Origin of the sequence: Fluoribacter gormanii, assembly GCF_900156395.1 — a bacterium.
GTDB lineage: Bacteria > Pseudomonadota > Gammaproteobacteria > Legionellales > Legionellaceae > Legionella > Legionella gormanii.
Window position 1 is genome coordinate 90,866 of record NZ_FTNL01000001.1, and the last position, 17,146, is coordinate 108,011.

The following is a 17,146-nucleotide window of genomic DNA, read 5'->3' on the forward strand; positions in this document are numbered from 1 at the left end:
TACTTTCAAGTTATGCGTAATAGCGGCCAAAACGATTTTCCAGCACTGCTGACAAATGGAATTTTTCTTGTAAAACTAATCCCTTATATTCATTTTCTTGTCCGAGCACTAAATCAACTACTGAGCAAACACCAGAAGCAGTACTTATTTGAATTGCTGACCATTCCAGGCCACAAATTTCTTCAGGATAAATCTTCTTCACATAATTTTTTTCTGTCAGCTCACCTCGTTTCATTCCTTCAACAGAAACATAAACAATCACCAGATCTTGGTAAGTTTTAGGAATCGCATTTTCCAGAATACGTTTTAACGTAGGCCTATCTTGGTTTAATCGCAAGTCATTCATTAATAAACGCATCTTTGAGCAATGGCCAGGATAACGCATTGTTTTATAATTCATGGTTTGTACTTTACCAGCGTGCATCTCAGCCAAACTCCCCAGTCCGCCAGAGGTATTAAACGCTTCATATTCACACCCATCGATTTGAATGGTTTCTAATCCTTCTAAAGGTGCTAAGGTTACTGCTTTTCCATATTTAATCGCATAACATGGATTGCCATACTCATTAATAACTCCATCAGTGGACCAGGTTAATGAATATTGCAGTGCGTTGTTTGCATTTTGAGGAAGAGCTCCTACACGCAATTTCACATGATGACACTCTTCAAACTCTTGCATGAGGCTATTTGCAGCGATGCTGATAAATCCGGGAGCTAATCCGCATTGAGGAACAAACGCCGTTTCTGCATCAAGCGCTATCGCTTTTACTGCTTCAGTTACAGCTGTATCTTCCGTAAGATCAAAGTAATGTGCTTTGGCAGCTTTTGCAGCTTCAGCAACATAAGTATTTAAAAAATATGGAAGACTAGAAATAACCGCCACGATATCATTCTTTTCCATATACGCTTGGGTTGACTGTTTATCTTGAACATCCAAGGCTACTGTTTTAATTTTGGGTACTGCTTCCAACAGCCTTTTTACATCGGATCCACTAAAATCAATATCAACTAAATGGATCTGGTAAGAACCGCTTTCTGATAATAAACAAGCGATTAAGCTACCAATTTTCCCTGCGCCAGTAATCATTACATTATACATTTAATCCCTCTCCCATTATAAAACGCAATCATCCTACACAAAATCTTGGGAGTTGAATAGTATTCCCTAAACTATATGCATATAAAATATCAATTTTTAAGAATCGTGTTATTCCATTTTTTGATGCATAATTCTTAAAAGGACTATATTAAAAAAAATCTTGAATTAGCAAAGGGAGTTGTCATGAATGAATCAAAAAGGAAGTCTCCAAAATCCCCCCCCAAAACTGAAGATTCCTTATTATCCAAATCAGAAAAAAGTGACTATGAAGGACTAAATTTCGATAAACTATTTCACGCTACAATCAGCCAATTGTGCAACTGGTTATCACCAGGAGCGCTGATGATGTCTTTTGCGGACTGGTTAATTTATTTGCTTTTTTCACCTGCGCAACGAGTTGATTTGAACAAAAATGCACTCAAAAAACTGGGGCAGTTCTTATTATATGTTCAGCTACAAAGCCAGGATAAATGCGAACCTTGTATCGAAGTCCGCCAAACCGATCATCGTTTCCAAAATGAAGCTTGGTCTCAATTTCCATTCAATATATACAGTCAATCATTTTTATTAACTGAAGAATGGTGGGATAATGCAACAACTCAACTTCGTGGGGTTTCTAAACATCACGAAAATATTGTTAATTTTGTAACACGTCAAATTTTGGACATTTTTGCTCCGTCGAATATTCCTGGAATGAACCCAGAAATCATTGCTGCCTCAATCAATGAACAGGGCATGAATTTTATCAACGGGTGGAATAATTTTATTGATGACATCATCAGGTATCTGAATAATAAACCGCCCGCAGGCAGTGAGCAATATAAGGTAGGAACGAACTTAGCAGTAACACCTGGTAAAGTCATTTATAGAAATAATTTAATAGAGCTTATCCAATATGAACCAACAACAGCAACAGTTCATCCTGAACCGATCTTAATCATTCCAGCCTGGATCATGAAGTATTACATACTTGATCTGTCGCCTAATAATTCGATGGTGAAATTCCTGGTGGATAAAGGACATACTGTATTTATGATTTCCTGGAAAAATCCAACCTCTGAAGATAGAGACTTAGATTTTTCCGATTACGCAATACATGGAGTGATGGATGCTTTAAATGCAATTAATCAAATTATTCCGGAGGAAAAAATTCATACAGTTGGTTATTGTATCGGTGGCACTTTATTAACTATGGTTGCTGCAAAAATGGCAGCTAAAAATGACGACCGATTAAAAACAATGACTTTATTTGCAGCACAAACCGATTTTCAGGATGCTGGCGAACTGCAGTTATTTATTGACGAAAACCAACTCACCTACATTGAAGATATCATGTGGGAAAAAGGTTATTTAGAAGGTTCGCAGATGGCTGGTGCGTTTAGCATGTTAAGGTCCATAGATCTCATTTGGTCCCGTGTAGTTTATGATTATTTATTAGGTAAACGACAGAAAGTAAGTGACTTAATGGCATGGGATTATGATACTACTAGAATGCCCTACAAAATGCATAGCGAGTATTTGCGCCGTTTGTTTTTAAATAATGACTTAGTTGAAGGACGTTTTAAAATTCTTGATGAAAATATTAATCTCGCCGACATCACTGTGCCAATTTTTTCAGTAAGTACTATAAAAGATCATATAGCACCTTGGAAATCCGTTTATAAAATTCATTACTTCACAGATAGTGATATTACCTTTGTATTGACTAACGCAGGACATAACACCGGGATTATTAATGAGCCTGGCGATCCTGGACGCAGTTACCAAATGCTCACTCATAAATTAGATGATAAACATTTAGCACCCGAAGTTTGGCTAGAAAGAGCCCCGCATTTTAAAGACTCTTGGTGGCCTGCATGGGAAAAATGGCTTAAAGAGCATTCCGGTCCTAAAAAGAAACCACCTGCTCTAGGCAATCCTGAAAAGGATTTAAGGCCGATTTGTGATGCACCTGGAACTTATGTTCTGAAAAAATAATAAAGTAAATTGTAGCTTGGTTGAAGTGCAGCAGAACCCGGGAAATATACGCGAAATTAACCCGGGACTCCATTGCCATCAACCAAGTCAGGAAGTAACAAAATAATAAAATATTCCACTAATTCTTGACCTGAATAAAGGACTCAATTATCTTATCGTTTTATAATTTTTTAACAGCCATGAAGCAAACTGCTTTAGCCAATTCCATTCCAATAAACTCTTCAATTCGTCTTGGCTATGTTAAATATTTTTTTGTATTTATAGCAGGTCTGCTTGCGCCCTTTGGTTTCGCACCTTTTCATGTCCCAGGATTGACGTTGTTAAGTCTGGCGTTTCTCTATTCGAGCCTGCAAAATTGCTCGATAAAACAAGGTTTTTCTCTAGGTTTTTTTTATGGAACTGGCTATTTCGGTTTTGGAGTATCCTGGGTCATAGTCAGTATTCATGACTATGGTCAGCTCAATTATTTCTTCGCAGGGTTAGTAACTTTAATTTTCATTGCATATCTTGCACTCTTCCCTGCCCTTGTTGCTTATCTGTATAAATCACTTGAATTAAAAAATCGAAAACTACTGTCCTTAACTCTTTTCTGTGTTTTATGGTGTTTGAGTGAATATTGTCGTGCTACTTTATTTACGGGATTTCCCTGGTTACAAGTGGGTACCATCCTCATTGATACCCCCATTAAATATATCGCGCCTATTTTAGGCGTTTATGGACTAAGTTTGGTATGCATCTTTGTTTCAACATTACTCACTTTAGCTGTTTCACAAAACTCTCAAAAACGTTATCTCTATCTAATCGTTATCGTATTAATTATTATAAGTCCAATGCTGTGCAAAAATATTTCATGGTCGTATATCAAAAAAGAACCCGTTAGTATTGGCGCTATTCAAGCGAATTTATCCATGCGCGATAAATGGGATGAAGCTTTATTTTGGAATTTATTAAAGTATTATGAGAATGGAATTAATAAGCTCCTGGGAAAACAATTAATTATTTTGCCAGAGTCGGCTATACCACTTCCTGCAAGTTATTTAGATAAATATTTGCAAAAACTGAACAACAAGGCATTGAAAGCCAACAGCGCACTTATGGTAGGCATTTTACAGCCAACAGATGATAATGAAACTAATTATTACAATTCAGTAATTACACTTGGGCAAGCTAAAGGAAAAAAACTTAAGCGCCAACTGGTTCCTTTCGGAGAGTACATTCCCAAACCTCTTGTTGCAATTAATCATTGGCTGAATTTACCAGAACCCAATTTATTACCAGGAAAAAGAAAGCAGTCTCTAATTCGCATTGAAAATCATCCAATAGCGAGTCTTATTTGTTATGAGATTGCCTATCCCCATATTTTACGTGAACAAATGCCCAAAGCCCAATGGATCGTTTCAATTAGTGATAATGGATGGTTTGGACACTCATTGGCCAGTTACCAACAATTACAAATGGCTCAAATACTTTCTTTGCTTACCGGTCGATATCAAGTAGTCGTCAATAACGATGGTCTATCTTCTGTTATTGATTCAAATGGGGATATAGTAGAAAGTCTTCCTCCATTTAGCGCCGGACTACTGCAAAGTAATATATTTCCAGCAGAAGGTTTTACTCCATGGATCATTTGGCATGAGTATCCAGCTCTAATTTTTTGTTCAATTTTTCTCATTTTTATACTATTTATTCAACTTCGTCGCTTATTCCAACAATAATCTATTGCTGGCAGAGACAAGAGGAGTTATCCTTAGCGATTTAGAGTCACTTAAAAAATCGGACTATGGATAATACCTATATACCACAAGAAGTTGAGGAACAAGCTCAACAATATTGGCATAAAAAACAATCATTTAATGTTTCAGAAGATTTAAACAGAGAAAAATTTTATTGCTTATCCATGTTCCCCTACCCGAGTGGAACATTACACATGGGGCATGTTCGCAACTACACTATTGGCGACGTTATTGCTCGTTATCAACGTGCTTTAGGAAAAAATGTTCTGCAACCGATAGGATGGGATGCATTTGGTTTACCTGCTGAAAATGCAGCCATCAAAAATGGGATCCCTCCTGCTGAATGGACTAAAAAAAACATAGAGTCCATGAAAAAACAATTTTTACGTCTTGGCAATGCTTATGATTGGCGACGTGAAATTTGTACTTGCACACCTGAATATTATCGATGGGAACAATGGTTTTTTATACGCCTGTTTGAAAAAGGTTTAGTTTACAAGAAAAATGCTGTCGTCAATTGGGATCCAGTAGATCAAACCGTTTTGGCGAATGAACAAGTTGTTGATGGACGCGGTTGGCGATCTGGCGCACTTGTCGAGCGAAAAGAAATTTCACAATGGTTTATTAAAATTACAGCTTATGCTGATGAACTACTCAGCTCGCTTGATACATTGGATGAATGGCCTGCACAAGTAAAACAAATGCAGCGCAATTGGATAGGTCGCTCCACTGGGACAGAAATTCATTTTAATGTTAATAATTATCCTAAGCGCTTAAAAATCTATACTACTCGTCCTGATACGTTAATGGGTGCAACATATCTTGCAGTCGCAACGGATCACCCTATCGCCAAAGAAGCAGCAAGTACTCGTAAGGAAGTCAAAGAATTCATCGATAGCTGTCAAGGCACTAAAATGGCTGAAGCAGAACTTGCTACCATGGAAAAACGAGGTGTGGACACAGGTATGACTGCAATCCATCCCATAACCGGTGAAGAACTACCAATATGGGTAGCAAATTTTGTACTGATGCAATATGGTTCTGGCGCTGTCATGTCAGTTCCAGCACATGATCAAAGAGATTGGGAATTTGCACAAAAATATCAATTGCCTATAAAAGAAGTCATAAAGCCTACAAATGGAATAAAACATGATCTCAGCAAATCTGCCTACACTGGTGAAGGTACGTTGATTCATTCTGGTCAATTTGATGGATTAAGCTCTTCTCAGGCAGTAGAGACCATAACTGCTTTTCTTGAGGAACATGATACAGGAAAAGCAACAATCAACTATAGATTGCGTGATTGGGGTGTATCAAGACAAAGATACTGGGGTACCCCTATTCCCATGATTTTATGCGAACAATGCGGTACTGTTCCAGTTCCAGATGAAGATCTTCCAGTGGTTTTACCGGAAAATGTCACATTTACTGGTACAGGTTCACCACTTGCACAATGCCCAGAATTCGTAAATGTAAGTTGCCCCAAGTGCGGTCAAGATGCCTCTCGTGAAACAGATACTTTTGATACGTTTATTGAGTCTTCTTGGTATTATGCGCGTTTTGCTTGTAAAGGCCAGGAAAATGCCATGCTTGATGATAGGGCAAAATATTGGACTCCTGTAGATCAATATGTTGGTGGTATTGAACATGCAGTGATGCATTTACTTTATGCCCGTTTTTTCCACAAATTAATGCGAGATGAAGGCTTAGTCAATTCAGATGAACCATTCAAGGCCCTGTTAACTCAAGGTATGGTTTTAAAGGATGGTCATAAAATGTCTAAATCTGTGGGTAATGTCGTCGATCCCAACCATTTGATTGATACCTATGGTGCGGATACGGCACGTTTATTCGTTATGTTTGCCGCCCCCCCAGAACAATCGCTTGAATGGTCAGATGCTGCTGTAGAAGGTGCGCATCGTTTTCTAAAACGAATTTGGACTTTTGCCTATCAGTATCAAAATATGTTTATTGAAGTCAATGATATCATTCTAAGTGGCAATGGACATGTTAACTGGCAGCAAGCTGAAAGCCGGTTAAAGAAATCGCGCCATGTTGTGCATCAAATTCTTGCACAAGCAACTCATGATTATGATCGTAATCAATTCAATACTGTTGTTTCAGGCTGTATGAAGCTATTTAATGAACTATCCAGCTACTCCATAGAAACTGAAGATGATAAGTTCTTTATTCATTCCAGCATGAGTATACTGTTGCGATTGCTGGCTCCTATAACACCTCATATAACACATCATATATGGCAACAATTAGGTTTTGAAAAAGCAATTATTGATGCTAATTGGCCAAGAGTAGATAAAGGTGCGCTAAAAACAGATGAAGTAGATTACGTAGTTCAAGTTAATGGAAAACTGCGAGCTCAATTTACCGCTAGTGTAGATGCAGCAGAAGAAGTATTAGTTGCTACAGCAAAAGAACATGTAAAAGATTTTCTGACTGATAAAACAGTCAAAAAAGCTATCGTTGTTGCACACAGGCAATTAATTAACTTGGTTGTTAGCTAATGAGATCCAATTACTCTGAGATGTCTAATGTTCCGCACCGGCTTCACGGACAGCCAGCGGGACAGCCACAATATCAATTTGCAACGTTACGGTGCATGGTACCTTTGCTAATGCTGTTGTTGCTATCTTCTTGTGGTTTTCATCTACGCGGCATGAGTAATATACCCAATTGGCTTAATAATGTAGCCATTATTTCTGAAAATAATGACAAACAATTTGTCTCGATATTGCAATCCCGACTTGAGGGTTCCAAAATTGATGTAAATCCTGATCCCTCTCAAGCCAAGTATTGGCTTATAATTGACGAAGTGAGTTTAAATCAACAAATAATCAGTATTGGTGCAAGCACAAATCCTAGACAGTATACTATAACATTGACTGTAGCATTCGTATTGAAAGCTCGCTCAGGTCAAATTGCAGATACTCCAGAAAAAATATATGTTTCTAGAGAACTTACTCTGAATAACGACCGAATTTTAGGTTCTAAAGATGAAGAAAGTATTTTAATTGGTGAAATGAAGCAAGATGCAGTAACACAAATAATTTATCGACTGAGCCATCTACATCCCCCCACTTAGCTAAGAAGGGAGTGGCTTGAGTAAAGAAAAAAAGCTATATGTACCCATTTACATACTCAAGTTAAAATTATCATGCAAATCAAACAACAAATGCTTGCCCAGCAAATACAAAAAAAAATTGCACCGCTCTATATGATTATCGGGCAAGATATTTATTTGATGGAAGATTCTTTAGCTACCATAAAATCTGCCATTAAAAAAAATTATAATTATGATGAAAAAATTATATCCATTCAGTCAGCAGAAGATTGGAATGGAGTAAAAGAAGAGGCAAACAGTTATTCTTTATTTTCGGATATTGTATTTTTAAATATTTTTTATGATAAGAAATCAATAGATGCTACTGGAAAGAAAATTTTAACTGAATATCTCAACTCGATTAATTCGCGGTGCTTTATCACTATTAGGGCGCCGAATGTACCGGCAAAACAATTGCAATGGTTATCTTCTCACGAACATGTCGTGCTTATCATGGCTTACCCGCTTAAATCAGAAGCAGTAAAAAGCTGGATAGCCGTGCAGTTAAAGAAAAATTCCATGAATTATGATCCCCTGGTTCCCGATTTAATTGAGCAATACACTCAGGGAAATATGTTGGCCTGTTCACAGGTCATTGAAAAAATTGCCTTGTCCAGTATTCCTAATTGCAAAATTGAGACTCAACATGTACTGGAACACTTATCTGATCAATGTGACCATGATTTGTTCGAATTAGTAGATGCATGCTTGCTTGGCCAAGGTGATAAAGCAATTCAGATTTTAAGGCATGCCGCCAATAATAAAACAGAAGCAACTTTAGTCTTATGGTTACTTAGTCAAGAAATAAGATTAATCATGCAGCTGTCTTATTTAATAGAACAAAATATTGATATTCAAAGTGCTTGCAGCCAATTAAAAATTTGGCCTCAACGCATCAATCTCTATAAGGCATGTTGCAATCGACTTAATAAAACCATGTTACAACAGCTTCATAGATACTGCTGTTTGATCGATGAACGAATTAAATCGAGCAACCACCTTGCTCAGGTATGGAACTCCCTTGAAAACACGACTCTTTCACTTTGTTTAGGCAAATTGATAGGTGATACATGTATAGCATAGCTATTTTTGGTGGCACATTTGATCCAATACACAATGGCCACTTGCAAACAAGCATCAACATACAGCACTATTTTAAATTTGATTCCTATATTTTTCTTCCTTGCAAAATACCAACTATAAAACCACCATCCCTAGCTAATAATGCCCAAAGAGTAGAGATGGTAAAACTGGCAATAAAAGATGTAGCGGACTTTAAACTTGATTTGCGCGAGATAGAGCGTGATACCCCATCTTATATGGTTGAAACCTTGCAGAGTTTCAGGTTGGAGTATCCTAGTGCATCAATTACATTAATTATCGGCTATGATGCATTTCTATCATTACCTCATTGGTATCAATGGGAGAAAATCATTACGCTGGCTAATTTGTTAGTCATCAATAGGGGTGAGTTTGCTGATCAACCTACCCCTGAGATCATGCAAAAATTTTTGAAAAAACATCAAAGCAAAAGTAAAAGCGAACTCCTGAGTGCACAGGCAGGAAATGTTTATCTATTTGATGCGGGGCATTATGAAATTTCTTCTACATCTATTCGGGAAGATATAAAAAAGGGAGCTGATGTTAAAAACAAGCTCCCCTATACAATCTATGAATACATCAAGTCTCAGGAATTATATCGATAAGTTTAAAGGACTCGTTAACCGATACCGTCTGTTTTGCTTTATTAATTAGTCCAGGCAAATATCCAGAAACCCAACTTATAACAGGTAAAAGCTGATTATAAACTCTAGAACTTTGAACATATTGCTGATAAGGAATAGAAGTCATACTGAGCACGGCGAAAATAAGCGAAAGAATAAAAACACCTCGAGCAAAGCCAAAACCACCACCTAAAACTTTGTCCATAGCACCTAAACCACTTCCCCTTAAAAACAGACCTAGTATTGCATTAGCAATACCACCAGCGATTAAAACGCCAAGCACAACACCAATAAAACCAATTATTGAAAGAACTGATTGATCTTGTATATAAGGTTGCAGCCAAGGATTCAGACTGCTTGAATAATTGTACCCGGCCCAAACAGCTAAGATCCATACTCCTAGGGCAATAAACTCTTTAATGAACCCTCTTAATAAGCCGGTAATAGTGGATAAACCAATAACGATTATTAAAATTATATCAACCCATTGAAATTGCATCATTAGCTAACTCCGGTATTGACAATGAAACCATTCAATTGCATGGCACTTGCTAATTGAAGTTTTAATTTCATTACATCATTTTTAACAGGTGAGTGTCCGGCATAAACTTTATAAATCGAACCTTGACTTCCTGTTGTTTTAACGTAATTTGCCTTATATCCCTTACTACGTAATTTACTTACCAAAGCTTGAGCATTAGCCAATCGTGAAAAAGAAGCCAATTGAACAGCATAAATACTTTGTTTACGCAAAGTACCTCTATTATTTGCTTGAGCAACTGTCGTTTTTTTAGCCGTTACGACGTTTACTTTTGCAGCCTGTCTAACTGGTTTAACTGGTTTAACTGGTTTTGCTGGTTTAGATACAGTTGCTACATTTATTTGTTTTTTAACAACATTTTTAGCTGCATTACTTAAAGCTAACTCAATTGGTTTAGCTACTTCATCGACCTTTGGTGCGGACGCTGCTTTAGCAACAGAAACAGCTGCATCATCTGCTACTTGAATGGATTGAATGAAGTCTTCTTTACCAAGATCAGATCCTTTATGCTCCGCAGCAGGAGGAATTTCAACCTTCGCCACTTTTATAGTTTCAAACAGTTCCTTTTCATCAGTCATCACTACATTAGGGCTAGTTGGTTTAGGAGGTAACTGAACATTTACACTGAAATTATTTTCAAGGCGCTGACTTGATTTTTTCATCATTGCGGGCAGAAAAATTGCCCCTAATGATAAAACAACAGCCACACCAACCAAACGATGTTTTAGCTTCTCATCAATTACTAATTTCATTGAATCTCCTATTAGCCATTACATGACTCACAGTAAAAAAAGACCCATAAACAACAATTAAGTCACCAGGTTTAGCTTGTTTCAACGCTGTTTCAAAAGCCGTAAGCGGGCTATTATAACAAATTTCCACAGGAATTTCTGCATTCTTAAATAATGTGAGCAATAAATCCTCACTGGCAGCGCGTTTGTTATGCAATTGTGCCGGATACCAATGATCAATACAATCCTTTAACGGCATAATCAGCCCTAAAATATCTTTATCCTTCAATGCTGAAAATACAGCATGAACTTTTGCTTTTTTCATCGTACGTAACGTATTTGCGAGCAATTTTGCCGATTGAGGATTATGAGATACATCAAATAAAGTACTCACTGCATCTTCATGCAATTGCAAGCGAGCAGGAATAAAAACACGTTGCATAGCAATTTGAAAATGGTCATGCGTCACTGGAAAATTATGTGCCAGTAAAAGACATGCAGTAATTGCAGCAGCCGCAGATTTTAGCTGAATTGAAGGTTTTGGTAGCCCATAAATTGAAGAAAGCTTCAGTTGATTGTTGTAATGGATACTCCAGGTAAAATCTTGCTCTTGAATAGAAAACTCTTGTCCCCAAAAATAACCTGGAACAACAAGTTGTTTTGCTGTATCAGTGACTGACGTGGGTGGATGAACATCCGCGTAAATGAACGGTTTACCGGCACGAAGGATGCCCGCTTTCTCATAACCAATAGCCTCAAGCGTATTGCCCAGGTAATCCTGATGGTCAAAATCTATGGTAGTAATGATGGATACTTCTGCATCAACGATGTTAGTAGCATCTAAACGACCACCCAGCCCCACTTCAAGAATAATGATGTCCAATTTCATTTTTTTGAAATACCACAATGCTGCCAAGGTAGTCATTTCAAAATAAGTTAATATGGTTTCTCCTCGAACTTCTTCAATAATACTAAAAGCCTGGCACAAGTCCTCATCAGAAATAGGAGTTAAATTGACACGAATCCGTTCGTTAAACTGAATAAGATGTGGTGACGTATAAGCGCCTACTTTATATCCAGAGACATGATAAATTGTTTCAAGGGCAGTTACTGTGGAGCCTTTTCCATTAGTACCCCCTACAGTAATAACCGGGCAATCTGGGAGGTGCAGAGATAATTGTTTTGCAACTTCCATAATTCGTGTTAAGCCTAGCTGTATTTCATGAGTAGTTCTAGTCTCCAAGTCATGTAGCCACTCATCAACAGATCTTTTTTGAGGCACTGCATTAGATGAAGATGGCCCCATCGATATAGTGCTCAGATTCTCATGTGTCCTCGCGCATAATTCGGTTCCGTGCTCCGTGTTTCTTTGCACTTCGCTCTCTGCATCAAGTGTCGTGTGCGGTTTAATACGATGCTGCTTTGGCAACTGAATCCCCTGCACCCTTGCGCGTCAATTTAGATATCAACTCAGCAACAACTGGACGGATATCTTTTCGTTCAAGAATCATGTCAATATGGCCATGTTCTAACAAGAACTCACTCCGTTGAAATCCCTCGGGTAAGGTTTGTCTTACAGTTTGCTCAATAACTCTTGGACCAGCAAAGCCAATTAGCGCATTAGGCTCAGCAATAATCACATCACCAAGACTTGCAAAACTGGCAGAAACCCCTCCCATAGTCGGATCAGTCAAAACCACTATAAAAGGCAAACCGATTTCAGCAAATTGGGCAAGAGCAGCTGACGTCTTAGCCATTTGCATTAAGGAAAAAAGTCCTTCTTGCATACGTGCGCCACCGCTGGCAGTAAAACAAATATAAGGTCTTTGTTCTTTTGTCGCTACTTGAATTGCACGAACAAATTTCTCTCCAACAGTAGCGCCCATGGAACCACCCATAAAATTAAACTCAAAGGATCCAACGACTACAGGTTGCTGCAATAAAGTACCTTTTACAATGATCAGAGCTTCTTTCTCGCCAGTTGCCTTTTGAGCTTGTACGATTCTGTCTTTATATTTTTTGGAGTCTCTAAACTTTAAGCGATCTTGGGGCTCTAGTGATGCAGCAATTTCCTCCTGGACACCCTCATCGAGAAATTGCTTAATTCGTACTCGTGCAGATATTCTATGGTGAAAGTTACAGGATGGACAAACCATTAAATTTCGTTCTAATTCTGTACTATAAAGAACTTCATTACAACCTGAACACTTCAGCCATAAACCTTCGGGAACTCCCTTTTTTTGGGAAGAGTCGGTACTGACTCGTGAAGGCAATAGTTTTTTAAACCAACTCATAATTGGAACCTAAGATTATAAAATCATAGTATTATACACAGAAAAAAATTTTCTTAAATGCACATTGAATCGGATCGAGATTTTTCTCGAAACCCGAGATGGCACACTTTATCGAAGTTCAGCCCCCGGTTTCGCTACGCTACACCCCAGGCTAAATTCCTAACAATGCTTTTTTTCATTTTAGGCAATAGCAATGCTAAATCCAGGTTAACTCACATTAAAAAACAAATTGCGCAAAAAATACAACACTTTCATTTTAATGAAAAAATCCTCTCATTTTTTCAAAAAAAGCATGCACAAACCTAAAGTTTTTCGCAGTTCATCCGATAACTTTTATGCGTACGGTAAATTCGCCATTAAAAATGGAATTTACCAATTTACAAATGTCCCAAACCAGGGATTTAGGTCTGAGGAGACTATAACTATGGCTCAAATTATAAATACCAACGTACCGTCGCTAGTTGCTCAACGTAACTTGTCTAAATCAAGTAACGCTATGGCTACTGCGATTCAAAGATTATCATCTGGTCTAAAAATTAATAGTGCTAAAGATGATGCTGCGGGGTTAGCAATTGCAACAGGTATGACATCGCAAATTCGCGGTATGGACCAAGCTGTAAAAAATGCTAATGATGGTATTTCACTGGCACAGGTTGCTGAGGGTGCAATGCAAGAATCAACGAATCTTTTACAACGCATGAGAGAGTTGGCACTCCAATCTTCAAACGGAACCTACAGCCAAGCAAACCGTCAATCGTTACAAAATGAAGCAAATAATCTGCTAAGTGAAATGGATCATATCGCTTTAAGTACTCAATTTAATGGTCAAAGCATTTTGAATGGTGCTTATACCAATGCCTCTCTTCAAATTGGCTCAAATGCTGGTGAAACCCTTTCATTTTCCATAAACAGTATTGCATCTTCAACAATAGGTAGCATTGCTTATCAACAAGGAAGCACTGTATCTGGCAATGCTGCTTCTGATATTACTGTTGCTCTTGGTAGTAGCTCAGCAGTCAGCATTAGCTCTTCTGCAAACTATGTAGGAACTGCAACTGGTCAAGACAGCTCATCTGCATATGCCAAAGCGGCAGCGATTAATGCAGCTGGTATTCCTGGTTTAACTGTAACTGCATCAACTAGTGGTAGTGCAACAGTTGGAGCAATAGGAGGAACCGCTGGGGATACTTATAACCTAAACATTAATGGTGTTGATATATTTACCAACCAGGACGTGTCCACTGCAATGACCAATACCAACCTGATGGATGCAATTAACGCAGTAAGTAGTCAAACTGGAGTTGTAGCCTCACTAAATGGCGGTAGCATGTCTTTAACTGCGGCTGATGGACGCAATATTGCAGTAACTGAAAGCGGTACTGGTTTTACTGCAGGTACTGATGGACTCACAGTCGCAGCAGGCTCATTTGCTGCTACCCTACGTGGAAAACTTACTATGAGTGCGGCTCAAACTATTACTTTGGGTGGTACTGTGGCTGATGTCGGTTTATCAAGCACAATCAGTCTGGATACCAATGGGGTTAATAGCATCGACCTAACAACTCAATCTGGTGCAGAACAAGCTATACTAAGAATTAGTGCTGCTTTAGATAGTGTTACCAGTAACCGAGCTGCCTTAGGTGCTTTACAAAACCGACTTGATGCTACGGTAGCAAACTTGCAAAACGTGTCTGATAATATGTCTGCTGCACGCAGCCGTATTCAAGATACTGATTATGCAGCAGAAATGGCAAGTTTAACTAAGAACCAAATCCTGCAACAAGCAGGAACAGCAATGTTGGCCCAAGCTAATGCAATGCCACAATCTGTTCTTTCCTTGTTAGGATAGTTGTTAAAGGTAAAAACCGAAATGCGGCGCTTGCCGCTTTTCGGCTTATTTATATCCCAATGATTAAGGGTACCAATCAAGGGAAAGGAGTTATAAAATGACTATGGAATCGATACCTCCAGCAAATAATAAATTGCTACAAACAGATTCAGTCAGACTAAATGATAAAAACATTAAACCTGTGACCAAATGTGCCACATCAGATCTGAATCTAGATATAGATACAAAGCAAGCCATAGATCATGCCACAGGCCTTTTGCAAACTATAGTCACCGATAAAATCTCAGACAAAGTAATCCGCAAAATACCCTCCGACGAGTATTTGCATTTGCTAAACTTGCTTGATGGGATAATTAGTGGTTCTATAGACAAACATGTTTAATGCAATTTATGGATAAAACGTAATTTCAATGAAATTACGTGAACAAATAAGGGAATATTATGGGCCTATCAACTCCAGGCATTGGGTCAGGTTTGGATATTACTGCAATGGTCGAAAGCATGGTGAAAGCCGATCTCATGCCTCTTCAATTGCGACATGATAAAAAACTTAATTCCGTCACTACAGAATTGTCTGCTTTTGGGCAACTAAAAAGTGCCATGTCCAGCTTTCAAACAACACTCGATACCCTATCTCATGCCAGTGAATTTAATAAAATGAATTGCTTACTTAGCGAAACAGGATATGTTTCTGCCTCTCTTACAGGACAAGCAATTGAAGGCCTATATCAAATCAAAGTGAACCAATTGGCCCAGGCACAAAGCCTTGTAAGTAACTATGTCACTAATAACAGTTCTTCAATAGGCAGTGGTAGCATCACTATAAATTTTGGTACATACAGCAATAATAATTCAACGTTTACACAAAATACTGAGGTTTCTCCTGTAACAATTAACATCAATTCTGGAAATGACAGTCTTACTGCTGTTTGTGATGCCATCAATGCAGCAAATGCTGGGGTTACAGCATCAATTGTACAAGACAGCATAGGTTCAAGATTGACCCTCACCTCATCTCAAACAGGTGAAAAATATGCAATGCAAATTACGGGAAGTTTAACTGCTTTAAATTATGATCCCACAACAAGTAATGCCTCATTAACTCAAACTATGGCTGCTCAAAACAGTCAGGTGCAAATTAATGGCTTGCTTCTAAGTGAAAGTAATAATCAATTTAAAAATGCAATTACTGGAATTACTCTCGACTTACAACAGGCCGATCCCGCAACAACAGTCACCTTAACAGTGAAAAAGGATGTAGAACATCTAAAAGGTTTAATTAATGATTTCGTCAAAAAATATAATGATTTTATTAATTTCATCTCTAGCTTAACTGGTTTCGACATGGAAACTAGAAAAAGAGGTGTTTTGCAAGGCGACGATAAGTTGAGAGCATTAAAAACAAACTTATATAACCTAGCCACTAACCCATTAACTACTGTTGGCTCAATTAAAAGCCTTGCCGACTTAGGAATTACCAGTGATAAACACGGTTTATTAGAAATTGATCCCGAAATATTTGATGATGCGATTAATAACAATTATCAAGATATCAGCAACTTATTCGCAAAAAACATATCTGCCACCGATCCAAATATTAAAATTAATTCAGTTGATACTGAAGTTGCTGCAGGAGCATATGATGTTATTTTAAACGAATATACTCCTGGAGTGAGTATGGCTGGTAGTATTGGAGGAATTTTAGCCATCTCAACTGATGGAATAACCCTAAATGGTACTGGGGACTTCAATACATTATCGATTGATGTAATTTCTGGACTCGTTGGAAATAGAGGGCAAATTATTGTCAGTGATGGATTAGCCTCATTAATTGATGGTTATTTAGAGTCTTTGGTAGATGAAGATGGCGAAATTGCTGAAAGAATAGATCGTTTAAATACTCAAGCAGCACAATTAGACGAAATGCAAGAACGAATAAACGAACGCAGCATCACTCTTGAAAAAAGATATTATAGACAATGGAATGCCGTAGATCTCTTAATTTCACAGATGCAAAACACCAGCAATACGCTTACCCAAATTTTGTCGAATCTACCCAAATTCAAAACCAAATGATTGG

At 37.9% G+C, this 17,146-nt stretch carries 14 protein-coding genes; 9 read left to right on the forward strand and 5 right to left on the reverse strand.

From position 1 onward, the window contains the following. Positions 1-10: 10 nt before the first annotated feature. Positions 11-1,099 (reverse strand): saccharopine dehydrogenase family protein, encoded by a 1,089-nt coding sequence (locus tag BW930_RS00400; RefSeq protein ID WP_058467967.1) that lies wholly within the window; start codon positions 1,097-1,099, stop codon positions 11-13. Between the two features lie 183 nt (positions 1,100-1,282). Here BW930_RS00400 and BW930_RS00405 point away from each other — a divergent pair, with 183 nt between their 5' ends. The 6 genes from BW930_RS00405 to nadD all read left to right on the forward strand — a co-directional run bounded on the left by BW930_RS00405 (position 1,283) and on the right by nadD (position 9,633). Then, positions 1,283-3,076, forward strand: coding sequence for a PHA/PHB synthase family protein (locus BW930_RS00405; protein ID WP_058467966.1), 1,794 nt, complete (start codon positions 1,283-1,285; stop codon positions 3,074-3,076). 179 nt (positions 3,077-3,255) lie between these two features. Beyond that, complete coding sequence (gene lnt / locus BW930_RS00410) at positions 3,256-4,791, forward strand: apolipoprotein N-acyltransferase (protein ID WP_058467965.1); 1,536 nt, start codon at positions 3,256-3,258, stop codon at positions 4,789-4,791. 65 nt (positions 4,792-4,856) lie between these two features. Beyond that, positions 4,857-7,331, forward strand: coding sequence for a leucine--tRNA ligase (leuS, locus tag BW930_RS00415; RefSeq protein WP_058467964.1), 2,475 nt, complete (start codon positions 4,857-4,859; stop codon positions 7,329-7,331). Continuing rightward, positions 7,331-7,909, forward strand: a complete 579-nt coding sequence (locus tag BW930_RS00420) for an LPS-assembly lipoprotein LptE (RefSeq protein ID WP_058467963.1) — start codon at positions 7,331-7,333, stop codon at positions 7,907-7,909. Before leuS ends, BW930_RS00420 begins: the two co-directional genes overlap by 1 nt. A 72-nt stretch (positions 7,910-7,981) precedes the next feature. After that, positions 7,982-9,010, forward strand: coding sequence for a DNA polymerase III subunit delta (gene holA, locus BW930_RS00425; RefSeq protein WP_058467962.1), 1,029 nt, complete (start codon positions 7,982-7,984; stop codon positions 9,008-9,010). Continuing rightward, complete coding sequence (gene nadD / locus BW930_RS00430; RefSeq protein ID WP_058467961.1) at positions 8,998-9,633, forward strand: nicotinate-nucleotide adenylyltransferase; 636 nt, start codon at positions 8,998-9,000, stop codon at positions 9,631-9,633. Before holA ends, nadD begins: the two co-directional genes overlap by 13 nt. Here nadD and BW930_RS00435 read toward each other — a convergent pair. From BW930_RS00435 to accD, 4 genes are all read right to left on the reverse strand, one after another. Continuing rightward, positions 9,608-10,150, reverse strand: coding sequence for a CvpA family protein (locus tag BW930_RS00435; protein ID WP_058468055.1), 543 nt, complete (start codon positions 10,148-10,150; stop codon positions 9,608-9,610). The two genes, nadD and BW930_RS00435, sit on opposite strands and share 26 nt — an antisense overlap. A 2-nt stretch (positions 10,151-10,152) precedes the next feature. Then, positions 10,153-10,944 carry an SPOR domain-containing protein gene (locus BW930_RS00440; RefSeq protein ID WP_058467960.1) on the reverse strand — a complete coding sequence of 264 codons (792 nt, stop codon included), beginning with the start codon at positions 10,942-10,944 and terminating at the stop codon, positions 10,153-10,155. After that, on the reverse strand, positions 10,928-12,229 hold the full coding sequence (folC, locus tag BW930_RS00445) for a bifunctional tetrahydrofolate synthase/dihydrofolate synthase (RefSeq protein WP_172461614.1): 1,302 nt from the start codon (positions 12,227-12,229) through the stop codon (positions 10,928-10,930). The genes BW930_RS00440 and folC overlap by 17 nt, the downstream gene beginning before the upstream one ends. 100 nt (positions 12,230-12,329) lie before the next feature. Continuing rightward, positions 12,330-13,217 carry an acetyl-CoA carboxylase, carboxyltransferase subunit beta gene (gene accD, locus BW930_RS00450; RefSeq protein WP_058467959.1) on the reverse strand — a complete coding sequence of 296 codons (888 nt, stop codon included), beginning with the start codon at positions 13,215-13,217 and terminating at the stop codon, positions 12,330-12,332. Between the two features lie 424 nt (positions 13,218-13,641). On the opposite strand from accD, the gene BW930_RS00455 reads away from it, so the two are divergent. From BW930_RS00455 to fliD, 3 genes are all read left to right on the forward strand, one after another. Then, positions 13,642-15,066 carry a flagellin N-terminal helical domain-containing protein gene (locus BW930_RS00455; protein WP_058467958.1) on the forward strand — a complete coding sequence of 475 codons (1,425 nt, stop codon included), beginning with the start codon at positions 13,642-13,644 and terminating at the stop codon, positions 15,064-15,066. 97 nt (positions 15,067-15,163) lie between these two features. Beyond that, positions 15,164-15,448, forward strand: a complete 285-nt coding sequence (locus BW930_RS00460; protein WP_058467957.1) for a flagellar protein FlaG — start codon at positions 15,164-15,166, stop codon at positions 15,446-15,448. Between the two features lie 59 nt (positions 15,449-15,507). Further along, positions 15,508-17,142, forward strand: a complete 1,635-nt coding sequence (fliD, locus tag BW930_RS00465; protein ID WP_058467956.1) for a flagellar filament capping protein FliD — start codon at positions 15,508-15,510, stop codon at positions 17,140-17,142. Positions 17,143-17,146 lie beyond the last annotated feature (4 nt).

Excerpts from the sequence above, each read along its gene's own strand:
- leuS (WP_058467964.1), top strand. The coding sequence starts at position 4,857 with ATGGATAATACCTATATACCACAAGAAGTTGAGGAACAAGCTCAACAA.
- BW930_RS00455 (WP_058467958.1), top strand. The coding sequence starts at position 13,642 with ATGGCTCAAATTATAAATACCAACGTACCGTCGCTAGTTGCTCAACGT.
- BW930_RS00405 (WP_058467966.1), top strand. The coding sequence starts at position 1,283 with ATGAATGAATCAAAAAGGAAGTCTCCAAAATCCCCCCCCAAAACTGAA.
- BW930_RS00460 (WP_058467957.1), top strand. The coding sequence starts at position 15,164 with ATGACTATGGAATCGATACCTCCAGCAAATAATAAATTGCTACAAACA.
- nadD (WP_058467961.1), top strand. The coding sequence starts at position 8,998 with ATGTATAGCATAGCTATTTTTGGTGGCACATTTGATCCAATACACAAT.
- BW930_RS00420 (WP_058467963.1), top strand. The coding sequence starts at position 7,331 with ATGAGATCCAATTACTCTGAGATGTCTAATGTTCCGCACCGGCTTCAC.
- BW930_RS00400 (WP_058467967.1), bottom strand. The coding sequence starts at position 1,099 with ATGTATAATGTAATGATTACTGGCGCAGGGAAAATTGGTAGCTTAATC.
- fliD (WP_058467956.1), top strand. The coding sequence starts at position 15,508 with ATGGGCCTATCAACTCCAGGCATTGGGTCAGGTTTGGATATTACTGCA.
- folC (WP_172461614.1), bottom strand. The coding sequence starts at position 12,229 with ATGGGGCCATCTTCATCTAATGCAGTGCCTCAAAAAAGATCTGTTGAT.
- holA (WP_058467962.1), top strand. The coding sequence starts at position 7,982 with ATGCAAATCAAACAACAAATGCTTGCCCAGCAAATACAAAAAAAAATT.
- lnt (WP_058467965.1), top strand. The coding sequence starts at position 3,256 with ATGAAGCAAACTGCTTTAGCCAATTCCATTCCAATAAACTCTTCAATT.
- BW930_RS00440 (WP_058467960.1), bottom strand. The coding sequence starts at position 10,944 with ATGAAATTAGTAATTGATGAGAAGCTAAAACATCGTTTGGTTGGTGTG.
- BW930_RS00435 (WP_058468055.1), bottom strand. The coding sequence starts at position 10,150 with ATGCAATTTCAATGGGTTGATATAATTTTAATAATCGTTATTGGTTTA.
- accD (WP_058467959.1), bottom strand. The coding sequence starts at position 13,217 with ATGAGTTGGTTTAAAAAACTATTGCCTTCACGAGTCAGTACCGACTCT.